The 24,669-nt window shown below is 65.0% G+C and carries 18 protein-coding genes; 8 read left to right on the top strand and 10 right to left on the bottom strand.

Features of this window, described 5'->3' with window-relative positions:
• Window positions 1-200: 200 nt before the first annotated feature.
• Both F8G81_RS05200 and F8G81_RS05195 read right to left on the bottom strand, forming a co-directional pair.
• A complete protein-coding gene (locus F8G81_RS05200) occupies window positions 201-1,562 on the bottom strand; it encodes an MFS transporter (RefSeq protein ID WP_267277944.1) in 1,362 nt (453 codons plus the stop codon).
• Window positions 1,563-1,665: 103 nt separating this feature from the next.
• A complete protein-coding gene (locus tag F8G81_RS05195; RefSeq protein ID WP_267277943.1) occupies window positions 1,666-2,016 on the bottom strand; it encodes a GNAT family N-acetyltransferase in 351 nt (116 codons plus the stop codon).
• 168 nt (window positions 2,017-2,184) lie between these two features.
• Between F8G81_RS05195 and F8G81_RS05190 the strand changes: the two genes are divergently transcribed.
• On the top strand, window positions 2,185-2,514 hold the full coding sequence (locus F8G81_RS05190; RefSeq protein ID WP_267277942.1) for a DUF6457 domain-containing protein: 330 nt from the start codon (window positions 2,185-2,187) through the stop codon (window positions 2,512-2,514).
• Between the two features lie 78 nt (window positions 2,515-2,592).
• Here the strand turns inward: F8G81_RS05190 and F8G81_RS05185 are convergent, their stop codons facing one another.
• The 3 genes from F8G81_RS05185 to F8G81_RS05175 all read right to left on the bottom strand — a co-directional run bounded on the left by F8G81_RS05185 (window position 2,593) and on the right by F8G81_RS05175 (window position 7,665).
• Window positions 2,593-3,036 carry a GNAT family N-acetyltransferase gene (locus F8G81_RS05185; protein WP_267277941.1) on the bottom strand — a complete coding sequence of 148 codons (444 nt, stop codon included), beginning with the start codon at window positions 3,034-3,036 and terminating at the stop codon, window positions 2,593-2,595.
• Between the two features lie 9 nt (window positions 3,037-3,045).
• Entirely contained in the window at window positions 3,046-5,244 is a 2,199-nt protein-coding gene (locus F8G81_RS05180) for a glycogen debranching N-terminal domain-containing protein (protein WP_267277940.1), read from the bottom strand.
• A 123-nt stretch (window positions 5,245-5,367) separates the two neighbouring features.
• Window positions 5,368-7,665: an FdhF/YdeP family oxidoreductase gene (locus F8G81_RS05175; RefSeq protein WP_267277939.1), complete on the bottom strand. Its 2,298-nt coding sequence runs from the start codon at window positions 7,663-7,665 to the stop codon at window positions 5,368-5,370.
• Window positions 7,666-7,874: 209 nt separating this feature from the next.
• Here F8G81_RS05175 and F8G81_RS05170 point away from each other — a divergent pair, with 209 nt between their 5' ends.
• From F8G81_RS05170 to F8G81_RS05160, 3 genes are all read left to right on the top strand, one after another.
• Window positions 7,875-9,584, top strand: coding sequence for a RecQ family ATP-dependent DNA helicase (locus F8G81_RS05170; protein ID WP_267277938.1), 1,710 nt, complete (start codon window positions 7,875-7,877; stop codon window positions 9,582-9,584).
• Window positions 9,585-9,698: 114 nt separating this feature from the next.
• Window positions 9,699-10,895, top strand: a complete 1,197-nt coding sequence (locus F8G81_RS05165; RefSeq protein WP_267277937.1) for a TerC family protein — start codon at window positions 9,699-9,701, stop codon at window positions 10,893-10,895.
• Between the two features lie 182 nt (window positions 10,896-11,077).
• Complete coding sequence (locus tag F8G81_RS05160) at window positions 11,078-14,821, top strand: TM0106 family RecB-like putative nuclease (RefSeq protein WP_267279129.1); 3,744 nt, start codon at window positions 11,078-11,080, stop codon at window positions 14,819-14,821.
• 109 nt (window positions 14,822-14,930) lie between these two features.
• Here F8G81_RS05160 and F8G81_RS05155 read toward each other — a convergent pair whose 3' ends face one another.
• From F8G81_RS05155 to F8G81_RS05140, 4 genes are all read right to left on the bottom strand, one after another.
• Entirely contained in the window at window positions 14,931-15,245 is a 315-nt protein-coding gene (locus F8G81_RS05155) for an acylphosphatase (protein ID WP_267277936.1), read from the bottom strand.
• 4 nt (window positions 15,246-15,249) lie between these two features.
• Window positions 15,250-15,795: a YceI family protein gene (locus F8G81_RS05150; protein WP_267277935.1), complete on the bottom strand. Its 546-nt coding sequence runs from the start codon at window positions 15,793-15,795 to the stop codon at window positions 15,250-15,252.
• A gap of 233 nt (window positions 15,796-16,028) precedes the next feature.
• Window positions 16,029-17,012, bottom strand: coding sequence for a glycosidase (locus tag F8G81_RS05145; protein WP_267277934.1), 984 nt, complete (start codon window positions 17,010-17,012; stop codon window positions 16,029-16,031).
• A gap of 336 nt (window positions 17,013-17,348) precedes the next feature.
• Window positions 17,349-18,443 (bottom strand): adenosine deaminase, encoded by a 1,095-nt coding sequence (locus F8G81_RS05140; protein ID WP_267277933.1) that lies wholly within the window; start codon window positions 18,441-18,443, stop codon window positions 17,349-17,351.
• Between the two features lie 48 nt (window positions 18,444-18,491).
• Here F8G81_RS05140 and F8G81_RS05135 point away from each other — a divergent pair, with 48 nt between their 5' ends.
• On the top strand, window positions 18,492-21,089 hold the full coding sequence (locus tag F8G81_RS05135; RefSeq protein ID WP_267277932.1) for an excinuclease ABC subunit UvrA: 2,598 nt from the start codon (window positions 18,492-18,494) through the stop codon (window positions 21,087-21,089).
• A 207-nt stretch (window positions 21,090-21,296) separates the two neighbouring features.
• Window positions 21,297-21,926 (top strand): transglycosylase family protein, encoded by a 630-nt coding sequence (locus F8G81_RS05130; protein WP_267277931.1) that lies wholly within the window; start codon window positions 21,297-21,299, stop codon window positions 21,924-21,926.
• A gap of 145 nt (window positions 21,927-22,071) precedes the next feature.
• Here the strand turns inward: F8G81_RS05130 and F8G81_RS05125 are convergent, their stop codons facing one another.
• Window positions 22,072-22,662, bottom strand: a complete 591-nt coding sequence (locus F8G81_RS05125; RefSeq protein WP_267277930.1) for a hypothetical protein — start codon at window positions 22,660-22,662, stop codon at window positions 22,072-22,074.
• Between the two features lie 157 nt (window positions 22,663-22,819).
• On the opposite strand from F8G81_RS05125, the gene F8G81_RS05120 reads away from it, so the two are divergent.
• Both F8G81_RS05120 and F8G81_RS05115 read left to right on the top strand, forming a co-directional pair.
• On the top strand, window positions 22,820-23,740 hold the full coding sequence (locus F8G81_RS05120) for an MSMEG_6728 family protein (RefSeq protein WP_267277929.1): 921 nt from the start codon (window positions 22,820-22,822) through the stop codon (window positions 23,738-23,740).
• 4 nt (window positions 23,741-23,744) lie between these two features.
• Window positions 23,745-24,605, top strand: coding sequence for an SDR family oxidoreductase (locus F8G81_RS05115; RefSeq protein ID WP_267277928.1), 861 nt, complete (start codon window positions 23,745-23,747; stop codon window positions 24,603-24,605).
• Window positions 24,606-24,669: the final 64 nt, after the last annotated feature.

The raw sequence follows: 24,669 nt of genomic DNA, 5'->3' as shown, positions 1-24,669 counted from the left end.
TCCCGCCCGAGTGCACTAGCGGGATGTCCCACTAACCTCGTCTTGGCAGGTCGAGCGATGTTAGCGCTCACAATGTTTTGAACAGTAGAGCGCCCCGGCGCTTTAGGCAAGGGTTTCAAGGTAAGTGGACCGTGAAAGCCGGTAACCGCAAGATCGTTACGCCGAAAAGGCGGCCGGAGCCGCCGAGCCTTGACAGCGAGCTAGTCGGTCCGCTCCCGCCACAGCAGCGTCACCACGAACACCGGCACGCAGAGCACCAGCATGGCAAGCACCATCTGGCCCCAGCTTGCACCGTCCACGCCGCCGGCCGCGAAGACACCAATCAGCACCGTGGCGGTGATGGCCCCAACGTAGCGGCAGGTCTGGAAGATCCCCGCCGCAACGCCCCGCTCCTGGGGGCGGGTGGAGATAAACATTCCCTGGTTGAACGCAATGCTGACCATTGCGTACGGAACACCCATTAGCGCTGTCAGTGCCGCGACCAGCGGAATAGCCAGTGAGCCGGTGAAAAGCCACATCAGGGCAGCCACTGCCATCAGAAGGACGACGCCGGTAATAAGCACCCGCCGCACACTGAACCTCGCCATGGAACGCACCGCCCAGGGCGTGGCAAGGAAGGACATGGTGGCCAGCGGCAGCATCAGCAGTCCCACCAGGCCGGGGTCGTACCCGCCTGATTCCTGCAGGAGCTGGGGCAGTCCGAAGAACACAAAGTAGTAGACGCTGTTGAACACTGCGAAGCCAAGGTACACCAGCACCAGCGGCCGGTTCCGGCCGAGGAGCCGCAGGTCCAGGAAGGGCGTGCTGAACCGGAACTCGCGCCAGACAAACAGTGCAGCAATCACCGTCCCGGCGCCCAGCATCCACCAGCGGTAGCCTGGAACCGCATCCAGCAGGGCCATCATCGCCAGCAGCAGCGACGTGACAAAGCCCAGGATGCCCGGGATGTCCGAATCCCGCACCAGCTCGGCAACGCTTCCGCGTTCACGCTCACCATCTGCGGGGGCCACCTGCTTCACGATGAGGAGTGCGGCGAGGGCCAGCGGGACGTTGATGATGAACAACGCTTCCCACCCCACAAAGCCCACCAGGAGGCCGCCGATCACCGGGCCTACCGCTGCCGCGGAGGTGTTGGCCATCTGGATCCGGCCCAGCGGCCGGGCTGATTCAACCTTGGCCCGTTTGGCGATGGCACCCACCATCGCCATTGCGCTGGGATACGCCGTGGCTGTGCCGAGGGCCATCAACGCCCGGGCCACGCACAGCAGGGCGAAGTTGGGCGAGAACGGGGCAACCGCACAGGTTACCGCCACCATGCCCATGCCAAACATGAACATCCGGCGCGGCCCGAATCTGTCCGCGAGCCTGCCCATCAGCGGCTGGCCTGCTGCCGAGCTGAGGTAGAAGGACGTGATCACCCAGGTCACGGTGGCGACGTCGAGGCCAAAATCTGCGCGCAGCACCACCAGTGCCACGGCAATCATGGACGAGTTCAGCGGGTTCAGCGCTGTGCCCAGGCTAAGGCCTGCCACCGCCAGGCCGGTCCGGGGTTTGTTGCTCACGGAAACAGTCTGGTGCACGTGGTTCCGGATTCACGAGTTCATGAAGCCCGGGGAGCCTTTCCCGTCGCTGGCCCGAAGGGAAGACGCTACCGCCCGCAGGTGGTTACGCCCGGGCACGGGGAGAAGGCTCGTTCAGGAACTCCGGGTGCGCCGGTGTTGTAGCAGCGGTGTTGGCGGAGTACTCAGGATGCTTAGTGAGGAACTTCTTGATGAAGGGGCACACCGGCACAATGGCGATGCCTGCCGCGACGGTTTCATCCAGGGCCACGGTGGCGAGCTTGCCTGCCAGGCCCTGGCCGCCGTATTCCTCGTTGATCACGGTGTGATAGAAAATCCGCTGCGGTGAGGCGCCGCCGTCGTACTCTTTGTACGCGGCCTTGCCAATCACGTTGCCGGCGTCCAGCACTTCAAAGCGCTCCCGGTCCGGGTTGTGGCGGATAGTGATATCACTCATGTGGATCTCCTCGGAATCTGCGTCTCTTCAGCCTAACCTCACCGCGGCTGCCCTTATTTCCTTGCCAGATTTCCATGCGCACCCACGGGCAGGCCGGTGACTTAGTCCGCAAAGGCTTGTAGTGTCTTGGGCACCGGTCAGTCCGGACCGGGCTAGCGAGGAGGGAACATGGCAGCCGACAACGACGAACTGCGCATCCTGGACGAGTGGAGCCAGCGGCTGGCCCAGGCGCTGCAGATCCTGGACCTAGAGGTGGATCAGGATCTGCTCCTGGAGCTCGCCAGGAAATCCGCGGCCTCCGTGATTCACGCGGCTGCTCCGGTGACCACGTTTATGGTTGGCTACGCCGCCGGCCTTGAGGCGGGAACAGGCAGTGCCGGGTCCACAGCGTCTTCCGCCGCTGCGGTCTCCAAAGCTGCCGACGTCGCGTTCCAGCTCTGCGGGGACGGGGCCGACGGCGGTCCGGCCAGCAAGGGCTGGGCGGACACGGCGCAGTAGTTGACAGTGTCAACCGGCGGTTGACGCTGTGTTGGCCTGCACCGCTAGCCTGACCCTTTTGCGTGCGCCGTTAGGCTGTCAGAACTTTCGAATGTCCAGTTCTTCGGCCGGCTGGAAGCCTAAGCGCGAGTAGAAGCTGCGGGAGTCGGCGGAGGGTGACAGGACCATCCGTGCCGCTCCGATGCTTTGCGCGAAGGCGACGGACGCTTCCACCAGGCGGCGTCCGATGCCGGCGTTCCGGTGCTGCGGCAGCACATAAACATTGCCGAGGTAAACCCAGCACGAGGCTTCCTTCCTCGGTTTGGGCATCCGCTGGAAGATCATCAGGTTCAGCATGCCGACGAGCTCGCCATCCTGCTCAGCCACGAACACCTTGCGGGGGTTGGCGTCCGCCCAGTCACGGAAGGCCGCCTCGAAATCCGGATCCTCCGCGGCAGCCGGGTCCTGCTCGGCGGCCCACGTTGCGCGCAGTGCAGCCAGGCCGGGCATGTCTTCTGGAAGTCCCTCTCGAACAATTGGCATGGGTTTACTCTAGGGCGAGCCGCTCCGTCCGGATGCCATCCAGCTGCGGTTCGCGTCACGGTCAAGCCCCGCTTCCTCCACCAGCTGCGTCAAATAGGGCCGCCGTCCCTGGCGCAGTTCCAACCCTTCCGGAAGGCCCTGGACAGACGGCTTTGAGTTGGAGATGTCAATGGTGATCCGGCCACCAGCCAGGGGTGCGTTGCTGATGTGCAGGTCGCCATACGATTCCGGCAGGACAGGATCCACCCATACGCCGCCGAGGGAAACGTGGGTGTCGTACCGCATCAGGCTGGTCACCAGGCGAATGGGTGTGGTGGCCGCCCAGGCCTGGGGCGAGCAGGCTGTGGGATACGGCACCGGTTCGGCGATCTGGTCCCGGCTGAAGCCGCAAAACAGCTCAGGCAGCCGGCCGCCGGAGTACTCGGCAGCTTCCAGCAGGGCAGTGGAAATGCGCTGCGCTTCGGCGATGAACCCGTACCGCAGCAGGCCGCTGGCGATCAGCGCATTGTCATGCGGCCAGACGGAGCCGTTGTGGTAGCTGGCCGGGTTGTAGGCACCCATGTTGCTTGCCAGGGTGCGTACGCCCCAGCCGCTGAACATTTCTGGAGACATCAGGTGCTCCACTACTTGCGGCGCCTTGTCCTCGTCGACGAGGCCATACACCAGGCAGTGGCCCATGTTGGATGCGCACGCGTCCACCTGCCGCTTCCGGCCGTCCAAGGCCACCGCGTAGTACCCGCGGTCCGGCATCCAGAACTGCTCGTTGAACTGCTTCTTGAGCTGCGCCGCCTTGTCAGCGTAGCGGGTGGCCGTGGCTGTGTCGCCGGCGTCGTAGGCCATCCAGGCACGCCCTGTGTAGGCCGCGTAAACGTAGCCCTGCACCTCGCAGAGCGCGATCGAGCCCTCGGCCATGCTCCCGTCGGCGAAGTTGATGCCGTCCCAGGAGTCCTTCCAGCCCTGGTTAATGAGCCCCCGGGGGTTGAGCCGCTGGTACTCCACGAACCCGTCCCCGTCCTTGTCCCCGTATTCGCTGATCCAGTCCAGCGCCCGGTCCGCATGGGGCATCAAAGCGGAGATGGTTTCTGCGAAGAATCCGTAGCGGCTTGCGGAGCCAAGCACCACCACAAACAGCGGGGTGGCGTCCACGCTGCCGTAGTAGACGGACTTTCCGCCCAGCGACAGCCCGCTGGAGACGTCGAGCCTGACCTCGTGCAGGATTTTGCCCGGTTCCTCCTCGCTCATCGGATCCACCACCGTGCCTTGCCTGTCCGCCAGCGTCTGCAACGTGCCCAGGGCAAGGGAGGGATCCACCGGCAGCGCCATTTCCGAGGCCAACAACGAGTCCCGGCCAAAGAGCGTCATGAACCAGGGTGCGCCGGCGGCCACCACCACACGCTCCGGATGATTGGGATCCTCGATGCGCAGGGCGCCCAGATCGTCGTAGCTGCGCCGCAGCGTCCGTTCGATGGACCGGTTGCCCATGTGCAGCACGGGAATCTTGGCCACCCATTCCTGCCGGCGGACGTCGCGCGGGGACAATCCCTCCTCGTCAGGGTGAACGAACGATGGCGGCGGCGGACTGGGCGTATCGCCGGTGGGAACTACAGTGAGGATGGTGCTCCATTGCGCGTGGGCGGCGATGGACACGCGGTAGGTCAATGCCTCCTCCGTGAAGTTTGCGCCCGGAGCCTGGACGCGGATGCCCTTCCGGACACCCTGCCAGAGGGACCGGAGGATTAACGTGTCCCCGTCCACCTCCCGGGTTTCTTCCCAGTGGCGATGGATCCGGGCCTCCTTCACCTCAAAGAGATCAGCGAAATCCGCCTCAACCGTCAGTGAGATCAGGCATTCTGCCGGGGCGGGCGAATAATTGCGGACAGTGAGCAGTTCCTGGATGCCCGCGCCCACCTCGCGCAGCCGTTCCACAATCAGCGGGCTGTCCGCGTAGCCGTCCGTGCGGATGACCCTGCCTACCAACAGCGCGCGGAACGGTTCCTTGGCCTCCGCCACCAGGGGTTCAATCTCGTGCCCGTTGATGGTGAGGCGCCAGCCCGAAAGGATCCGGCTGTCCTGCACAAAAACGCCGTGCGGATGCTCGGATTCGATATCCCCATTCGGTAAGGAAATACAAAAGGACGATCCCTCCACCAAAGTAACCGTCCCGGCCCCCAGGGGCCCTGCCGCAGTATCGGCATTCCATCCAGCCATCCCGGCTCCTCCAACAAGCATTTAACTGGGTGCCGTGGCCTTCACTTGGGCTGCCCTCCGGCCACAGCAATGCATCGTCCCCGAACCGACGCTACGCTGGTCTGCCAGCACGCGCCAGAGGGTCTATTCCACCGGCTCCAGCCTCACGATGACGGCCTTGGACACCGGCGTCTGGCTACCTTCGGCAACACTGTCCAGCGGGACCAGGACGTTGGCCTCCGGATAGTACGCGGCAGCACACCCAGTGGCGGTGGGGTACGAAACCACCCGGAAGTTCCGCAGCACCCGCTCCAAATTGTCGTGGTGCACCCCGTGGATGTCCACGTGCTGGCCGTCGGTGAGCCCCAGTTCAGCCAGGTCCTGCGGGCTGACAAACACCACGTCGCGGCCTTTTTTGATGCCGCGGTACCTGTCGTTGTGGCCGTAGATGGTGGTGTTGAACTGGTCATGGGAGCGCATGCTCTGCAGGATCAGGGTGCCCGGCGGCCGCTCCACATGCTCGAGCTGGTTGACCGTGAGCATTGCCTTTCCCGTGGGGGTGTTGAACGTGCGGGAATCCCTGGGCCCGTTCGGCAGGACAAAGCCGCCCTCCTGGCGGATCTTCCGGTTGTAGTCCTCGCAGCCGTTCACCACATGGGAAATGTGGTCACGGATCAGGTCATAGTTCTTTTCGAACCCGTCCCAGTCAGCCTGGATGGAATCACCCAGCACCCCGTGGGCCAGCCTGCTGACGATTGCCACCTCGGACAGCAGCCCCGGTGCCACCGGCTTGACGGTTCCGTGCGAGGGGTGGACCGCGCAGACGGTGTCCTCGACGGACACGAACTGCGGCCCCGATTCCTGCAGGTCGATTTCGGTCCGGCCCAGCGTGGGCAGGATCATGGCCTCTGCCCCGGTCACGGTGTGGGAGCGGTTGAGCTTGGTGGAAATCTGGACGGACAGCTCCGTGTTTTCCATGGCTGCCCAGGCCGTCTGCGTGTCTGAAATGGCGCCCATCAGGTTGCCGCCCAGCCCGACGAAAACCTTGATCCCGCCGTCGCGCATTTTCCGGATGGTTTCCACAGAATCGGCGCCGTGCGTGCGGGGCGCGTCAAAGCTGAACTCCCTGTCCAGCGCGTCCAGGAACGCCGGCGGCATCTGCTCCCAGATGCCCATGGTGCGGTCTCCCTGGACGTTGCTGTGCCCGCGGATGGGCGAGGCGCCGGCACCGGGCTTGCCCATGTTTCCGCGAAGCAGCAGCAGGTTGATGATCTCCTTGATGGTGGCAACGCCCTTTTTGTGCTGCGTGATGCCCATGGCCCAGGTGATGATCACCTTCTCGGCCTTGAGGTAACGGTCCGCCAGTTCGTCAATCTCCTCCACGCGCAGCCCGGTGGCCTCCAGGACGGCGGCCTCGTCCAGGTCTGCAAGGTGGGCCTGGAGTTCGGCCAGCCCCTGGCAGTGTTCGGCCAGGAACTGGTGGTCCAGCACGGTGCCGGGGTTCCTGGCCTCGGCCTCGAGCACCCGCTTGGAGACTGCCTGCAGCAAAGCCATGTCCCCGCCGATCCGGACCTGCATGAACTGGTCGGCGAGGTCGGTCCCCCGGCCCACGATGCCCTTGACCTTTTGCGGGTTCTTGTACCGCATCAGCCCGGCCTCCGGCAGCGGATTCACCGCCACAATGCTGGCACCGGCCTCCTTGGCCTCTTCCAGGGCGGTCAGCATCCGCGGGTGGTTCGTGCCGGGGTTCTGGCCCATGATGATGATCAGGTCCGCCTTGGCGAAATCGTCATAGGAGATGGTGGCCTTGCCGATGCCGATGGTCTGGCCCATCGCCCAGCCTGAGGATTCGTGGCACATGTTGGAACAGTCCGGCAAGTTGTTGGTGCCGTATCCCCGGACGAAGAGCTGGTACAGGAACGCGGCCTCGTTGGAGGTCCGGCCGCTGGTGTAGAACGTGGCCTCATCGGGGCTGGCCAGGCCGTTCAGCTTGTCCGCGACGATGGTGAACGCCTGGTCCCAGCTGACGGGACGGTAATGGTCCTCCCCCGCCGCCTTGTACACCGGTTCCGTGAGGCGGCCCTGCATCCCCAGCCAGTACTCCGACCTCTCCCGCAGCTCGCTGACAGGATGTTCGGCCCAGAATTCAGAGCCGATCACCACCGGTGTGGCTTCCCAGGTGACCGCCTTGGCGCCGTTCTCGCAAAATTCGAACGTCTTGCGGTGCCCCGGATCGGGCCAGGCGCAGCTCATGCAGTCGAAGCCGTCCTTCTGGTTCAGTGCCAGGAGGGTTTTCCGGGTCCGGTCCGGCCCCATATGTTCGAGGGCGGGTTTCATGGAGTGATAAACGCCGGGAATGCCGGCAGCCCACGTTTTCGGGTGGCCCTTGACTTCCAGCTTTGACTCGTCGGCCTCTTCAACCCGCGGATTCTTGCGCGTCACCGTGCACTCTCCTTGCCTCACTGACGGTTCCCGCAGAACACCCGGTTTCGCTGCCAGGAACGCTCACTTTCCACAGTTGTTCAGCCGGCGGTGGAAGTCAAGGAGGATGCCGGGATGCCAAAGAGCGACGGCGGGTGGCCACCCGCGCTAGGCTTGTCACCACGGCTGAAGCAAGCGGCCGCAGGAACCATTTTCCGGAGCTTGTCCAGATGTCCGAGAACCCTGCCCTGTCCGCCGCGCTCAGCACACTTGCGGCTTCCGCTTTTTCCCTAACACACCTCCAACACGGCCAACTGGCCGGCATGGAAGCGCTGGCCCGCGGCCGGGATGTCCTGGCGGTGATGCCCACCGGCTACGGGAAGTCAGCCATCTATCAAGTAGCTGCGGTGCACCTGCACCGGCAGGCGGGGCGCCCCGCCGTCGTGGTTTCACCGCTTATTGCCCTGCAGGAGGATCAGCTGGACGGCCTGGAGGAAGCGCTGGGCCCGGATGCCGCCGTCGCCATCAACTCCTCCCGCAGTGAAACGGAGGTGGACGAAGCGTGGCAGGCAGTGGAGGCGGGCACGGCGGCCATGGTGTTCCTGGCTCCGGAGCAGCTGGCCAAGCAGGAAACCGTGGAACGGCTGGCATCCCTGGACATAGCGCTTTTTGTGGTGGACGAGGCGCATTGCGTCTCCGCCTGGGGTCACGATTTTCGGCCCGACTACCTTGGCCTTGGCAGCGTCCGCGAGCGCCTGGGCAATCCCCCGGTTGCCGCGCTCACCGCCACCGCCTCTCCCCCGGTGCGGGAGGAGATCATCCAACGGCTCGGCATGACGGATCCGCTTGTCCTGGTCCACGGCTTCGACCGGCCCAACATCAGCCTGGCCGTGCTCCGGCACCATGAGGACAAGGGCAAGCGCCGCACGGTAGTGGAACAGGCAAGCGAACTGGTCAGGGAAGCCGGAGGGCAGCACGGCCTCCTGTATGCCGCAACCCGCAAGGACACCGAGAAGTACGCCGCGAAACTGGCCAAGAACGGGGTCCGGGCGCAGGCCTATCATTCGGGCCGCACCGCGGCAGACCGCGAGGCCATCCACCAACAGTTCATGAACGATGAACTTGACATGGTGGTGGCCACCACGGCCTTTGGGATGGGGATCGACAAGCCCAATGTCCGCTTTGTGATCCACGCGGACATCCCGGAATCGCTGGACGCCTACTACCAGGAGATTGGCCGCTGCGGCCGGGACGGACGGCCGGCCTCCGCCGTCCTGCATTACCGCACGGAGGACCTGGGCCTGCGGAAATTCTTTGCCGCCCAGGTGCCGGACGAGGAGTCCCTGCTGGCCCTGCTCAAAATCCTGCGCGCTGCAGACGGGCCGGTGCCCAGGACGTCCCTCGCCGAAATCACGGGATTCCCCACACGGCGGGTCACGGCACTGCTGAACCAGCTCCAGGATGCGGGCGCCCTCAAGACCGGCAAGCGAGGTGTCCGGCTCACGTCCAAGGCCACGCTGCCCACGATGGTGCGGGACGCCGTCGAACTGGCCGAAGCCCGGCAGCGCGTTGACCAGTCACGGATCACCATGATGCGCGGCTACGCCGAGACCAGCGGCTGCCGGCGCCAGTTCCTGCTGGGCTACTTCGGCGAAGACCTCCCCGAGGCGTGCGGCAACTGCGACAGCTGCCAGGCTTCGCCCGTGGACCTGGGCCGGGACGGGGAGCGGGACCGGGAACCGGCCTCCGGTTCCGGGGTTGATACAGCGGCCGATACTGTGCCGTTCCCGGTGCAGTCGTCCGTGACCCACAAGAAATGGGGGCCCGGGCTGGTGATGCGTTCCGAGGCCGACGTGATTACCGTGCTGTTCGAGCAGGAGGGCTATAAAACGTTGTCGCTCAAGGCCGTCGCGAAGAAGAAGCTCCTGCGGCAGAACTGACTCGATTGCAAGGACCTTGGTGGGCCGCGGGTAGGCTTGGAGTAAGCACCGAAGGCCCCCCAAGGACCATTCTGGGACCGCCTTACCAAGCCAGTCGCTACGAAAGGCCCGCCCATGGAAGTATCTTCCTTCGTTTGGACCCTGACAGTTGTGGGCATCATTGGGCTGCTCGCCTTCGACTTCTTCTTTCACGTGCGGAAGGCCCACACCCCTTCCCTGCAGGAATCGGCCATCTGGTCCGGCATCTATGTGGGAATCGCACTGCTTTTCGGCCTGGGGGTGCTGTGGCTCGGCGGCCCCACCCTGGGCACGGAGTACTTCGCGGGCTACATCACGGAGAAGGCCCTGTCGGTGGACAACCTCTTTGTCTTCCTGATCATCATGGCCAGCTTCCGGGTGCCGCGTGCTGACCAGCAAAAGGTGCTGCTGTTCGGCATCGTCTTCTCCCTCATTGCCCGCACCGCCTTCATCCTGCTGGGCGCGGCGCTGATCAACAGCTTCGCCTGGGTGTTCTACATTTTCGGCCTGATCCTGCTGATCACCGCCGGCAACCTGCTGAAGCCTGACGGCCACGACGACGAGTCCGAGGGCCTGGTGGTCCGGCTCGCCAGGCGCTTCCTGCCGGCGTCGGAGCACTACGACGGCGACAAGCTGTTCACCGTTGAAAACGGCAAACGCGTCCTCACGCCCATGCTCCTGGTGATGCTGGCCATTGGCGGCACCGACATCCTGTTCGCGCTTGACTCCATTCCGGCCATTTTCGGGCTGACGCAGAACGTGTACATCGTCTTCACCGCCACAGTGTTCTCACTGCTGGGCCTCCGCCAGCTGTTCTTCCTGATCGACGGCCTCCTGGACCGCCTCATCTTCCTCTCGTACGGCCTCGCCACCATTCTGGGCTTCATTGGGGTGAAGCTCATCCTGCACGCGCTGCACGAAAACAACCTGCCCTTCATCAACGACGGCCAGCATGTCAATGTGGTGGAGGTCAGCACGGAGACCTCTCTTGCGGTGATCCTCGGCGTCCTGGTTGTCACCGTCCTGGCGTCCGTCTTCAGCCCCAAGGGCAAGGCCAAGAACGCAGTATCCGGCGCCAAGCGTCACGCCAACGAATACCTGGACCTCAACTACGAAACGAACATGGCCGAGCGGGACAAGATCTTCGCCAGGATGTGCTGGGAAGAGGACCAGATCCGCAAGCTCCCCGAGAAGTACAAGCGGCTCATCCGCAACGAGACCGAGTTTATGAACCTGCTCCGGAGCGCGCATGCGGAGCATGACAAGGCGCAGGTGAGGGCGGCGCAGAACTAGCGCGTCGAATCCGGGCCCTATACGGGCGGGCGCCTCAGTCCGGGAGCACAAAGCCGGCAGCAGTTATTGTCAGCCCCTCTTGCTAGATTCAAGACAAGGCCAAGGGAACCATCCCCCGGCCAGCCGTCAATGGGGAGGCCCCCTTGTTCCTGCTCGATTCTGCCAGCATCGATCCTGCCAGCGTGGCTCCTGCCAGCGCTAAGGCCGGCAACACTGATCCCGGCACGGGCGGGCCGGCCGATCTGGTGTTCTCCGCGAGCGACCTCGTGGCCGCCAGCGAGTGCGAGTACCGCACGCTCCGGATCCTGGACGAGAAACTGGGACGCTCTCCCAAGGCTGTGTTTCCCGACGACGAAATGCAGCGGCGTGCCGGTGCCCTCGGCGACGAACACGAGGCCAAGGTGCTGGCCGGCCTTATCGACCAGTACGGGGAATGGGACGCCAACCGAGGTTCCGGCGTTTATTCCATCCACCGCGGCCAGAACGCGCGCGCGGACCTCCTGGCCAAGCAGGCGGAAACGGAACTTGCTCTCCGGGCCGGGGCCGACGTCGTCTTCCAGGCCACGTTCTTCGATGGAGAATTCCTGGGGTACGCGGACTTCATCGTCAATGAGGCCGCCGGAACCGGAAACCCGGGGCGCTACGAAGTCTGGGATACCAAGCTGGCCAGGCACGCAAAGGCGGGCGCGCTCCTCCAGCTTGCCGCGTATGGTGACCAACTGATCGGGATGGGGCTTGAACCGTCACCCAAAGTCACCCTGGTGTTGGGCGCGGTGGTGGACGGCGATTACGTCCGCAGCGTGCATTCGCTCACCGACCTCCTGCCTGTTTTCCGCGAGCGCCGCGACCGCTTCCGCACCCTCACGGGCTCGCACCGTGACGGGGATTCACCGGTCCAGTGGCTGCAGAAGGACATCACCTGCTGCGGGCGCTGCAACTACTGCGCGGAGCAGGTCCAGTCCCACCGCGACCTCCTGATGGTAGGCGGCATGAGCTCCTCCCGGCGCAAGAAACTCATCGCCGACGGCATCACCACCATCGATGAACTGGCAGACCTTCCTTCCGCCCAGGCCACAGGTTCCGTGGTCCGGCTGCGCGACCAGGCCCGGATGCAGCTTGGCCGCGACACTCCAGACGGCTCACGGACGTTCGTGAAGGACGGCGAGGAACACACCGTCGCGTTCAAGGTACTTCCGGAGAACGCCCTGGCCTCCATCCCGGCGCCCAGCCCCGGTGACATCTTCTTCGACTTCGAGGGCGATCCCCTCTGGCAGGATCCCGCCACCGGCAGATGGGGGCTGGAGTACCTGTTCGGGGTGATCGAGGCGCCCGATTCCGCCGCTGACCCGTCTGCCTCTGCCATTGAGAGCCGCAAGCCCGTGTTCCGTCCGTTCTGGGCGCACTCCCGCTCCGAGGAACGGCAGGCCTTCCTGGACTTTCTGGACTACGTGGAAGAGCGCAGGCGCAGGTACCCGGACATGCACGTCTACCACTATGCCGCCTATGAGAAGTCAGCGCTCCGGAACCTGTCGGTTACCCACCTGGCCGGTGAGGACACCGTGGACAACTGGCTCCGGGAAGGGGTCCTGGTGGATCTGTACGCCACGGCCCGGCATTCGCTGCGCATCTCGGAGCGGTCCTATTCCATCAAGAAACTCGAGCCCCTCTACATGGGGGACCATCTGCGGTCCGGTGACGTCAAGGACGCCGGCGCCTCCGTGGTGGCATACGCCGGCTATTCCGCGGCCAGGGAAGACGGCGACGCCGCCAAGGCAGCCGAGATCCTTGCCTCCATCTCCGACTACAACGAGTACGACTGCCTTTCCACCCTGAGGCTCCGCGACTGGCTCCTGGGACTGCGTTCCTCCCATAACGGTCGCTCCACCACTCCCGCTGCCGGACCGATCACTGCCGGGCTAAGCCCTGCCGCGCTAAGCCCTGCCGGAAAGCCCGACGGCGGCCCAACAGTGCCGCTGCCGCCTGCGGTTGCCGAGGCGGTATCGATCGTCGAAGCGGAACCAACTCCCGAGGAGATGCGCCTCCGGGACTACCTGGCGTTGCTGCCGGACAACAGGCCCTGGACCCGGGATGAGCAGGCCATCGCCATGGTAGCCGCGGCCACCGGGTATCACCGGCGGGAGCGGAAGCAGTTTTGGTGGGAACACTTTGACCGCACCGAATCCGAGATTGATCGCTGGTCCGATCACCGCAACGTGTTTGTGGTGGATACAGCCGAGGTGCTCAGGGACTGGACGTTGTCCGGGCCGAGGGCTCGGATGCAGACCCGCACCCTGAAACTGACCGGGACCATGAGTGAAGGTTCGGATTTCAAGCCCGGAAGCACCTGGTGCCGGTTGTACGAGGCCCCTCTCCCTGACGGAATGGACGAACCCCAAGGCAGCACCACAGCCCGGGGATACACTTTCGGAACCCTGGTCACCGACGTGCAGGACCATCCGGTCATCCCTGGCCGGACCATCATCACCATCGAGGAGAAGGAGACAGGCAAGGTCCCCGCGTACCCTCATATCCCCGTTGCCCTGACCGAGGACCAGCCACTGCGTACGGCCAGCATCGAGGCCGCCCTGGCCGAGCTGGCCCAGGCAGTAGGGACGTCGGTGCCAGTTTTGCCGGACCATCCGGGGCTGGACATCCTGCGGAAGCTCCCGCCCAGGTTCCGTTCTCTCCCGGGGCCCGCCGCCGTCGGGCCCGATGCTCACGGCGCGGCCGATTACGCAACGGCAATTACCACCTCGCTGATGGACCTGGACCACTCCTACCTTGCCGTGCAGGGCCCTCCGGGCACCGGCAAAACGTACGTGGGCTCGCACGTGATTGCCCGCCTGGTGGAGGCCGGCTGGAAGATCGGAGTGGTAGGCCAGTCCCACGCCGTGGTGGAGAACATGCTGTGCACCGCGATCGAAACGGCAGGAGTCAACCCCGGCCGCGTGGCCAAGAAGCTGTCCACCCCCCACGACGTCCTGTGGCACCGCACATCCGACGACGACGTTGCCGCGCTGCTGGACTCCCCGGGCGGCTGCCTGGTGGGCGGCACGGCGTGGACCATGACGGGAAAATCTGTCCCTGCCGGCGCGCTGGATCTGCTGGTGATTGATGAGGCGGGCCAGTTCTCGCTGGCCAATACCCTTGCGGTGGCCCGGTCTGCCAAGCGGCTCCTCCTCCTGGGCGATCCGCAGCAGCTTCCCCAGGTCACGCAGGGTTCGCACCCGGAGCCGGTGGATGAGTCGGCCCTGGGCTGGCTCGCTGCCGGAAACCCCACGCTGCCCGAGGAGTTGGGGTACTTCCTGGCGGACAGCTGGCGGATGCACCCGGAGCTGTGCCGGTCCGTGTCGCTCCTGAGTTACGACGGCAAGCTTGAATCTGCTCCGGCCGCCTCCTCCCGCCGGCTCGCCGAACTGCCTCCGGGGGTGGAGACGGTGTTGGTGGACCACACCGGAAACACCACGTGCTCTCCTGAAGAGGCGGCGGAGGTTGTCCGGCAGGCCCAGCGGCATATTGGACTGAAATGGGTTCCCGGCGCGGACACGCCCATCCGGCCGCTCAGCCCGGAAGACGTCCTGGTGGTGGCCGCCTACAACGCCCAGGTCCAGCTGATCCGGCACACGTTGGAGCAGGCCGGCCTGGGCGGCGTCCGGGTAGGCACGGTGGACAAATTCCAGGGACAGCAGGCGCCGGTGGTGTTGGTGTCCATGGCATGCTCGGCCGTGGCAGAAGCTCCCCGCGGGGCTGAGTTCCTACTGAACAGGAACCGCATTAACGTCGCCATCTCCCGGGCCCAGTGGCGTGCCGTGATTGTCCGCTCCCCTGAGCTCACCAACTACATGCCGGCGCGGCCCCGGGCCCTGGAAGAGTTGGGTGCCTTTATCGGCCTGAGCCCACGGTCAGCACCCCGTCCATCCAAATAGGTCGCGCGGGCAGTCGTTTTGAGCGCGGAGAGCGACAGTTAGCGCGACTTGCTTGGGCTGGTGCTTACCGGCGTGATCCCGGCTCAAGAACCCGGGTTGGGGTTGGGTGTCAGCGCGCCCTGAAGTCCCGGAACGTTCCTTCGGCCGCAGAGATGGAGTCTTCCACCCGCTCCACGCGGCCGGGGGTTTTGTCCGACTTCAGCCAGTCCAGGAAGTCCTGGATGCGCTCTTCGGGGCCTTCGGCCACCACGTCCACGGATCCGTCGGCGAGGTTCCGCACCAACCCGGTCAGGCCCAGTTCGTCGGCCTTGCCCATGGTCCAGTAGCGGAACCCCACGCCCTGCACTATCCCAAAAACGCGCGCGGAGAGCCGGACACTGTCGGCCGCCGGCATGTCCTGGTTCGCTGGAACGCCAGGGTTCATTGCTTCAGGACTGCTTCACCAAGGCAGCCTCGACGTTGATTTTCACCTTGTCGCTGACCAGGAATCCTCCGGTTTCCAAGGCTGCGTTCCACGTGAGGCCAAACTCCTTGCGGCTGATCTCGGCCTCGGCGGAGAAACCGGCACGGGTGGCACCGAAGGGGTCCACGGCCACACCGGTGAATTCCACCTCCAGTTCCACGGGCTTGGTGATTCCCCGGATGGTGAGGTCGCCCGTGAGGTTGTAGTCCTCGCCGTCGCCCTCCACGGATGTGGCACGGAAAGTCATCTCGGGGTGATTCTCCACGTCGAAGAAGTCCGCCCCACGGACGTGGGCGTCCCGGTTGGCGTCACCGGAATCGAAGCTGGACGTCTTGACGGTGGCATGGAGCGACGATTCCGCCAGGGATTGGCCAATGTGGGCCTCTGCACTCGCCTCAGTGAAACGTCCACGCACTTTGCTGATGCCGGCGTGCCGGACCGTAAATCCGATCTCGCTGTGGGACATATCCAGCGTCCAAACGCCCGGGGTAAGGCCTGAGGGAAGAGTCATTTTGCATCTCCTGAATCGGTGGAAACCGGCCACAGCGACCAAATCCACAGTGCTTCAGCAGCAAGCCCAAGTCAAGGACTCGGGTGCGGTCAGGATTGGGCGCAGTCAGGGATCCGAACGCGGTCAAGGATTCCCGCGCAGTCAAGGATTCCTCCGCGCCGCATGGGCCCCGCCTCCCCTGGCAACAACGACAGAACCCCGCGGACAGTAGGTCCGCGGGGTTCTGCGTGAGGTTAGTTGACGATGATGTCCCGTGTGCGGTGGTCGTAGCGGATGGTGACAGTGCCGCCACCGTGGTGCAGTTCGTGGTTGGGTCCGTCGAATGCACCAAAGGCGCCGTAGTTCTCCTGCCAGGAGCGGTTCAGGGCGATCTTGAACGTGTAGTAGCCAGCAGGCAGTTCCGCGCTGATCTTCCACAGCTGGTCCAGGACGTCGAGCTCCATCTGGGCTTCGTCGTACTGGGGTGCCCAGTTCTCCGGTGCGCCCAGGAAAGTGTTGAAGTCACCGGCAACGGCTACGGCTTCGGGCTGCGGGAACGTTTCGACGGCGGTGGCAACGGCCCCTGCCGAAGCATCCGGGGCGGGCGCTTCAGCCTTTGCCTTCGGCGAGGTCTTGCGGGAACGAACGGCCTTGACCACGGGCTCCACGGCGTCCTCGATCAGTTTGGCTGCCTTGCCCACTGCTTCGGCCGCCTTCTTCGCTGGCGCCTTGGTGGCGGTTGCCTTCGTCGCGGTCTCTTTAGTGGCGGTTGCCTTAGCGGCGGCAGCCTTCTTGGCCGGAGTCTTTTTCACTGTTTCCGTCTTCGCGGCGGCTTCTGCGCGGGCTGCCTTCGGCGAAACAAAATTGGCGGGGACAGCCGGAACCGGTGTGTCCGCCGGAACTGGCGTGCCGGCGTCGACCGCTGCAGTAAAGGAGTCCACATCCGGGAACGCGACGGTGGCGCGCATGCCTTCCTCGGTGATGATCCAGCCGGCACGGCTCTTGACCAGCCAGCCGGCCTTCACCAGCTTTGCGGTGGCGGAGGTCAGCGTCTTATGACCGCGGGGAATGCCGCCGCTGAGCAGTTCTGCCTCATGCGGGCTGAACGGGACGCGGGCTGTGGCTTCCGCCAGTACCTCGCCGGCATTCAGCGCATCGCCGGACCACACGCCTTCGGTCAGGACATCCAGCACGGTCTTGAGGCGAAGGTAGGTGTTTTCTGCGATGGACTTGGCCATGATTCCCCTTTTTTATTGCGATTAGACTCTAGGCATTTTGCCAACAGCCTGTTACATCGCGCGACTTGAATTGGTTAACTTTGCGTGTCGTGACCGACTATGAAGCGGATTCGGACCGAAGTGAGGCGGGAGTCTCGGGTAGGGGGCTGTTTGCTCAACCCAGCAGCGCTAATGTGGGTGCCGCCGGCCTTTTCCCAGACACGCTTGCGGCACCAGTTTAGCGGCACGCGGCAGCAGCCCTGATGTTCCTCACTGTCAGGTGACGCAGGCGCAACCGGATCAACTCTGGACGGTCCAAGCGTCCGCCCTTGGACTGGCCGCCGTTCAGCCCAGGCGCTAGCCGCCGTTCAACTCGTCCAGGAGCTCGGCTTTCCGGTCCTCGGAGGCGAACGAGGAATGAATGGAGTTGGCCGCGAGCCGGGCCCGGTCGAACTCGGACAGTTCGAACACCGCCGTCAGCTGCGCAAAGTTATCATCCACGTATCCGCCGAAATAGGCCGGGTCATCGGAGTTGACGGACACGTTCAATCCGGCGGCCAGCATTGCCGGCAGCGGGTGGTCCGCCAAGGTGTCCACGGTCCGCAGCCGAACGTTGGACAAGGGACAGACCGTCAGCGGAATCCGATCATCCACCAGGCGTTCCACCAGCTCCGGATCGTCCATGCACCGGATGCCGTGGTCGATCCGCTCCACTCCCAGGATGTCCAGCGAATCAATAATGTACGACGCCGGGCCCTCCTCCCCTGCGTGCGCCGTCAGCCGCAGGCCTGCTTCCCGCGCCCGCGCAAAAAGCCGTTCGAATTTGGCGGGCGGGTTGCCCACCTCGGCCGAGTCCAGGCCGATGGCGGCGATGGGGGCGTTCATGGCCAGCAGGGCGTCCAGGACTTCCAGCGCCGACTCCTCGGGCAGATCGCGCAGGAAGGCGGCAATCAGCAGCGTGGAGATCCCGAAGTCCTCAACTGAGGTTGCCAGAGCGGACGCAACACCGTTGACGCAGGTTTTCAGGGAGACCCCGCGGGCAAGGTGAGCCTGCGGGTCCATCATGATCTCGGCGTGCCGCACCCCCGCTTCCTGGGCGCGGGCAAGGTAGGCGCGGGTCATGTCCGCGAAGTCCTGCTCCGTCCGCAGGACCGCCATGTTGGCGTAGTAAAGATCCAGGAAGGACTGGAGGTCACTGAATTCATAGAGTCCGCGCAACTCGTCCAACCCCGAGTAGGGCAGCGTGATGCCATTGCGCTCCGCCAGTTCAAAAATCAGTTCCGGCTGAAGGGTCCCTTCGATGTGAAGGTGCAGTTCGGCGATGGGGAGGATCCTCACAACCGCTTCGGCCCCGGCCAGATCCGCGACTGGAAGTCCCGTGGCAGGAAGTTCCGTGGCAGGAAGTTCCGGCTCGGTAAGCGGATTGGGGGCTGTGTCCCGGTGATTGTCCATCGGGTCAGGATATCGCCCGCCGGCCGGTTCGCGGCTAGAGTCGGACCAATGCGGAACCCCCGGCTGGCTGACGATCTTTCCCTCCCCACCCCTGACCATCATTCGGATGGCTTCGTGCGCGTCCGGGGCGCGCGGGAGAACAACCTGCAGAACGTCAACGTGGATGTGCCGCGGGACGCCATCGTGGCGTTCACAGGGGTCTCCGGCTCGGGAAAGTCGTCTCTCGCCTTCGGCACCATCTACGCCGAAGCCCAGCGGCGCTACTTTGAATCCGTCGCCCCGTACGCTCGCCGCCTCATCCAGCAGGGCCACAATCCAAAGGTGGAGATGATCTCCGGGCTGCCTCCCGCCGTCGCGCTTCACCAGCGCCGCGGCGCACCCAGCAGCCGCTCTACGGTAGGCACGGTGACCACGCTCTCCAATTCGCTCCGCATGCTCTTTTCACGGGCCGGGACCTACCCGGCCGGCGCCGCGCAGTTGGATTCCGATTCTTTTTCTCCGAACACCGCGGCCGGTGCGTGCGCCGAGTGCCACGGGCTGGGCGTCGCTCACACCGTCAGCGAGGCATCCCTGGTTCCTGACCCTGCATTGACCATCCGGGAGGGTGCCATCGCGGCCTGGCCGGGTGCTTGGCAGGGCAAGAACCTCCGCGACATCCTCAGCCACCTGGGCTACGACGTGGACGTGCCCTGGCGGAAACTGCCCCGGAAACAGCGCGACTGGATCCTGTTCACGGAGGAGCAGCCAGTTGTCGAAGTCACCCCCGAGCGCGACCGTGTGGCCAAACCCTACAAGGGCCGCTTCTGGAGCGCCAAAAGCTACGTCCTTCACACTTTGGCGGACTCCCAGAGCGCTGCCATGCGTGAGCGTGTCCTGGCGTTTATGGAATCGGGCCCGTGTCAGCGCTGCGGCGGAACGGGGCTCGGGCCAGAGGCCCTCGCCGTTTCCTTTGCCGGCCGGAACATCGCCGAACTCAGCGCGGCGCCGATGGTGGAGTTGGCCGAGATCCTCCGTCCCACCGCGGGGCTGAAGGAGGCCGGAACGGCGTCCCGCCGGCAGTCCTCCGGCGAGGAAAACGAGGTCGCGGTTGCCATCACTGCGGACCTCCTGCAGCGCATTACTGTTCTCTTGGAGCTGGGCCTGGGTTACCTGGCGCTGGGCCGCGCCACCCCCACCCTTTCCCCCGGCGAGATGCAGCGGCTGCGGATCGCCACCCAGCTCCGGTCGGGGCTGTTTGGCGTGATCTACGTGCTGGACGAGCCGTCCGCCGGCCTGCATCCGGCCGATGCCGAGCCGCTCCTTGCCGTTCTGGACCAGCTCAAGGCCTCCGGCAACTCGGTGTTCGTGGTGGAACACAACATGGATGTGGTCCGCCGGGCTGACTGGCTGGTGGACGTGGGCCCCGGGGCAGGGGAAGGCGGCGGCGAAGTGCTCTACAGCGGGCCCGTTGCCGGCCTGGCGGCCATCAAGGAATCGGTGACCCGCCCATTCCTGTTCGACGGCGGCACCGTCGACGGCGACACGATGCCGGGTGAAGGCGGCGCACCGCGTGCGGGCGGGGCCAGGGAGCCCGATGGCTGGCTGGAGCTGGCAGGCATCAGCCGGCACAACCTCAAGGATCTTTACGCGTGCTTCCCGTTGGGCGTCTTGACGGCTGTCACAGGGGTGTCCGGGTCCGGCAAGTCCACTTTGGTGACCCATGTCCTGGGGGAGGTGGTGGGATCCGGCCTCAAGCCCCAGCAGTCTGCATCATCGGCAAAGGCTGGGCAGCCGGCAGGGCCGGACGAACCGGGTCCTGCCACACCGTTGTCGGTGGGTCCGGTCAGCGGCACCGACCGGATCGACAGGCTCGTCACCGTGGACCAGAAGCCCATTGGGCGCACACCGCGTTCCAACCTCGCAACTTACACAGGACTGTTCGACACTGTGCGGAAGGAATTCGCGGCCACGGAACAGGCCCGGGTAAGCCGGTTCGGCGCCGGGAGGTTCTCCTTCAACGTACCCGGGGGCCGCTGCGAAACCTGCCAGGGCGAAGGCTTTGTGGCAGTGGAATTGCTTTTCCTCCCGGGCAGCTACGGCCCGTGCCCGGAGTGCGGCGGTTCCCGATACAACCCGGAAACCCTGGAGGTAACGTACCGGGGGAAGAACGTGGCCGAGGTGCTGCGTCTGACGGTGGACGCTGCCGCCGCGTTCCTTGCCGATATTCCGGCCGCGGCGCGCAGCCTGAAGAGCCTCCGGGACGTCGGCCTGGGCTACCTCCGGCTGGGCCAGCCGGCCACTGAACTCTCCGGCGGCGAGGCGCAGCGCATCAAGCTCGCCACCGAGCTTCAGCGGGCCCAGCGCGGCCATACCCTCTACCTCTTGGACGAGCCCACCACCGGGCTCCACCCCGCCGACGTCCAGCTGCTCATGGCCCAGCTCCACAGCCTGGTGGACAGCGGCAACACCGTCATAGTGGTGGAACACGAGATGGCCGTGGTTGCAGCTGCCGACTGGGTCATTGACATGGGTCCGTCCGGTGGGGACGCCGGCGGCAGGATCGTTGCAGCCGGAACCGCCGCCGACGTCGCACGGTCTGCGCACAGCCGCACCGCGCCTTATCTGTCCGCGGCACTTCCCCAGCTGGCCACCAGCCAACACCGATAAATTATCTCGGTTTGATAACGCCGGCGTGATGGCCTAGCGTGAAATGCATGCCCGCGAACGCGGGCCAATGAATGCCCGGCGCCGCCTCCACCAGAACTGCCCGGCCGGCGGACGCCGCAGTTGACCTCTATACGTCAGGGGCGGGCAGTAGCGCGACGACCTCCGGGGACGGATCGAGCGCAGGTGGCCTTCAGGAGCATCACCATCATGAAAACAACTACTTTCCGTACTGCCGCGCGCCGCGGAATCACCGTAACCGCCGTTTCCCTCGCTGGCCTGGCGCTCTCAGCTACCGCCGCTAACGCCACCACCGGCACGTCCACCTGGGACTCGCTGGCGCAGTGTGAGAGCGGTGGAAACTGGGCAACCAACACCGGAAACGGCTACACGGGCGGCCTGCAGTTCAGCCCCACCACGTGGGCCGCCTACGGCGGGACCGGCTCCGCCGCGGATGCCAGCCGGGAGCAGCAGATCGCCGTAGCGGAACAGGTCCAGGCCGCGCAGGGCTGGGAGGCCTGGCCTTCCTGCTCGGCCCAGCTGGGTCTGAGCGGCGGCGCAACAGCAGTTGCTCCCCAGACTGTTCCAGTCCAGAGCGCGCCCGTAACCCAGGTTCCGGCCGTCCAGGCACCCGCCACCCAGCCTGTAGCTCCCGTCCATGCTGCGCCGGTGGCGCTCAGCGGCGAGACCTACACGCTGGAGGCGGGCGACACGCTGAGCATCGTGGCGGACAAGCTGGGCATCGTCGGCGGCTGGGCAAGCCTCGCGGACGCCAACCAGGACACCATCTCCAACCCGGACCTGGTGTTCGAGGGACAGGTCCTGCAGCTTCCCGCCTAGCCTTCAGGGCGCCACCGGCGCCTTGAAACAGCAGCAAAGTTAACGACGACGCCGGAGCGTCCCCTCTGCGGGGAGCTCCGGCGTCGTCGTTAACGTCATAGCTTTTGCCTGGGCTGCTGCCTCGGGTTGAGGCTGCTACTTCTGCTTAGGCTGCGGCCGGGATTTCGCGGACGATCCGCACCTTCCAGGAGGTCTCGTCGCTGGTGTCCAGCAGGGCAACCGTGCCGTGGGCGAGGTTGAGGGCCACCCGCTTGACCGCCAGCAACTCCAGGTAGAGGTGTTCGTTCATGCGGCTGGGTGTGTCAATCATGTATTTCACGGCGTCACGGACTTTGCGGTAGTTGGCGCTCTGTTCGCGGTGCAGGTGCAGTTCCAGGTCCTGGCGCTGGCGGACTTTGGGCTCGTGCCGGTTGAGCCAGGAGACGGCAGCGTGCACTGCCACCACAAGGGTCAGGGAAACCGCGTAGATCCACCAACCGCTGGAGAGCAGGAACAGGGGCAGGTTTCCGATGGCCACGAGGGCAATAACCACGCGCAGGGCAGCAATACGGCGGAGCGTGACAGCCACGGATGCAATCGCTGCGCGGAAGCCGTGCTGCTCTTTGCGCGCTGCTGCCGGATCAAGGGTAAATTCGTCAAGGACCAGGATGCCGTTGGCCTCCGGGCTAAGCATCTGCCCGAACTTGGGCGTGAAAATCTGGGTGCTTCCGGGGGTCTTTTCAGGTGTAGTTTTCATGGCAGGGCTTCCAGGACGCGGGACGGGTTCCGGTTATCTTAGTGGTTGCTCCCCCATGGCGTATGTATAGGTCCACTATGTGAACACTCCGGCTGGTCCCGATGTGGCGGCAAGCACTGCAATTGGCACATCCGGTATGGGGCGTCAGACTGAAGAGATGCAAACCTTCCTTCCGCACCCCGATTTTAGGTCGAGCGCGGCCGCGCTCGATCCCGCCAGGCTCGGCAAGCAACGAGTCGAGGCGCTGCAGATCCTCCGGGCGCTGGTGATCCCGGAATACGGCTGGCAGTCCCACCCGGCCGTCAGGATGTGGATGGGGCACGTCCCCGCACTGACCCTGTATGGCCTTGCCATGGTGGACGAGTGGACCGCCCGTGGCCACGCCGACAACACCCGCGCCAACATCACCGAGTTTGCACCCCAGGCAGCGCACCCCGATTACGCAGCCAAAATTCCGATGCCGCATTGGCTCGGCGATCCTGACTTCCATTTGAGCCACCGTTCCAAGCTTCTCCGCAAGGAGCCGAAGTTTTACAAAGACGTCTTTCCTGACGCCGAGGTGGATCTGGACTACATCTGGCCTGAGCCGAAACATGAATTCCTTCCCGAGGACCCTGACGGTGACATCCTGTGGATCCTCCGCGCCACGCAGGGGGACATAGACCCGGAAACACTGGAAACCGTTGCCCTTCCCCCGGTTCGCCGCGGCGGCACTCCCACTGCCGGTTTGGGCGCCGATCAGGATGACTATTCCCCTGTCTACGTGGACGACGGTTCACGACGCCCGTCCAAGCAGCCGCGCAAGCTTCCACCCAAGCAGTTGGTGAAGAAGCCGACCCGGAAGCGCAAGGCCCAGGAGGAGGCATTCGCTACCCTCCCCGGCAAGACAGTCGTGGCGGTGGCCTTCGAGGATGGCCACAAGTTCGCTGTGGGACAGGTCCTTGGCCGCCCCATCACCTTGGAAGATGGCAGGTTCGGCCGCAACTTCAGCGTCACCGAAGTGATCGACAGGTCCGCCTTCGACTACCCGGCCCTGCTGCAGGATCCTCGCGTCTTCTTCCCCGTCCCGGCTCCCTGATCCCATGACTGTCCTGTTGGCCGGATGCGGCGACTTGGGCACCGAAGCGGGCCTGCGTTTTGCCGCAGCGGGGCACCGTGTGGTGGGCTGGCGCCGGTCGCCGGAGAAACTGCCGGCGGAGATTGAAGGTGTGGCGGCGGACCTGGGCACCGCAGGCCTGCCGCCCATCCCGGCAGATACCACCGCCGTCGTTATTGCCGTCGCCGCGGACTCCCCCACGGAAACTGCCTACCGGGCCGCCTACGTGGACGGCGTTTCGCACGTCCTGGACGCCCTCGAACGCGATGCCGTGACGCCCCGCCGGGTTCTTTTTGTCTCGTCCACCGCTGTTTATGGGGATGCCAATGGAGGCTGGGTTGATGAAAGCACGACGGCGGAACCTGGCGGATTTTCCGGCCGCATCATGCGGGAGGCTGAGGAGCTGCTCCACCACCGCCTGCACGGCACCGAAACAGCCGGGATTGTGGTGCGGCTCGGCGGCATCTACGGTCCGGGCCGAACGCGGCTGATAGACCAGGTCAGGAACGGCGCTGCGGTCATTCCCGACGCCCCCCGCTATACCAACCGGATCCACCGTGACGATGCCGCTGCGGCGCTGGTACATCTGGCCGGGATGGAAGCCATGCCAGCTCAGGTATATCTCGGGGTGGACAACGAGCCCGCAGAACTGGGCGAGGTCCTGCGGTTCCTGGCTTCCGAACTGGGGTTTCCCGAGCCGCCCACGGGTCCGGCAGCGGATGCCCGGAACGGGAACAAACGCTGCAGCAACGCACTGCTGCGAAGCACCGGCTTTGAGCCTGCGTACCCCTCCTTCCGTGAGGGCTACCGGGAAGTGCTGACAGGATCAGGGGTTCGACACCGATAGTTATCCGCAATTCCCCGTGCTTATGGTGCAACAAACTGTAACGAATGCCACGCTGCCGGTTGCC

This window comes from Arthrobacter sp. CDRTa11 (assembly GCF_026427775.1).
GTDB lineage: Bacteria > Actinomycetota > Actinomycetes > Actinomycetales > Micrococcaceae > Arthrobacter.
This window is presented reverse-complemented; position numbering and strand designations above follow the sequence as displayed.

Excerpts from the sequence above, each read along its gene's own strand:
- F8G81_RS05135 (WP_267277932.1), top strand. The coding sequence starts at position 18,492 with ATGCGGAACCCCCGGCTGGCTGACGATCTTTCCCTCCCCACCCCTGAC.
- F8G81_RS05120 (WP_267277929.1), top strand. The coding sequence starts at position 22,820 with ATGCAAACCTTCCTTCCGCACCCCGATTTTAGGTCGAGCGCGGCCGCG.
- F8G81_RS05195 (WP_267277943.1), bottom strand. The coding sequence starts at position 2,016 with ATGAGTGATATCACTATCCGCCACAACCCGGACCGGGAGCGCTTTGAA.
- F8G81_RS05125 (WP_267277930.1), bottom strand. The coding sequence starts at position 22,662 with ATGAAAACTACACCTGAAAAGACCCCCGGAAGCACCCAGATTTTCACG.
- F8G81_RS05150 (WP_267277935.1), bottom strand. The coding sequence starts at position 15,795 with ATGACTCTTCCCTCAGGCCTTACCCCGGGCGTTTGGACGCTGGATATG.
- F8G81_RS05115 (WP_267277928.1), top strand. The coding sequence starts at position 23,745 with ATGACTGTCCTGTTGGCCGGATGCGGCGACTTGGGCACCGAAGCGGGC.
- F8G81_RS05185 (WP_267277941.1), bottom strand. The coding sequence starts at position 3,036 with ATGCCAATTGTTCGAGAGGGACTTCCAGAAGACATGCCCGGCCTGGCT.
- F8G81_RS05180 (WP_267277940.1), bottom strand. The coding sequence starts at position 5,244 with ATGGCTGGATGGAATGCCGATACTGCGGCAGGGCCCCTGGGGGCCGGG.
- F8G81_RS05140 (WP_267277933.1), bottom strand. The coding sequence starts at position 18,443 with ATGGACAATCACCGGGACACAGCCCCCAATCCGCTTACCGAGCCGGAA.
- F8G81_RS05130 (WP_267277931.1), top strand. The coding sequence starts at position 21,297 with ATGAAAACAACTACTTTCCGTACTGCCGCGCGCCGCGGAATCACCGTA.
- F8G81_RS05145 (WP_267277934.1), bottom strand. The coding sequence starts at position 17,012 with ATGGCCAAGTCCATCGCAGAAAACACCTACCTTCGCCTCAAGACCGTG.
- F8G81_RS05165 (WP_267277937.1), top strand. The coding sequence starts at position 9,699 with ATGGAAGTATCTTCCTTCGTTTGGACCCTGACAGTTGTGGGCATCATT.
- F8G81_RS05190 (WP_267277942.1), top strand. The coding sequence starts at position 2,185 with ATGGCAGCCGACAACGACGAACTGCGCATCCTGGACGAGTGGAGCCAG.
- F8G81_RS05155 (WP_267277936.1), bottom strand. The coding sequence starts at position 15,245 with ATGAACCCTGGCGTTCCAGCGAACCAGGACATGCCGGCGGCCGACAGT.
- F8G81_RS05170 (WP_267277938.1), top strand. The coding sequence starts at position 7,875 with ATGTCCGAGAACCCTGCCCTGTCCGCCGCGCTCAGCACACTTGCGGCT.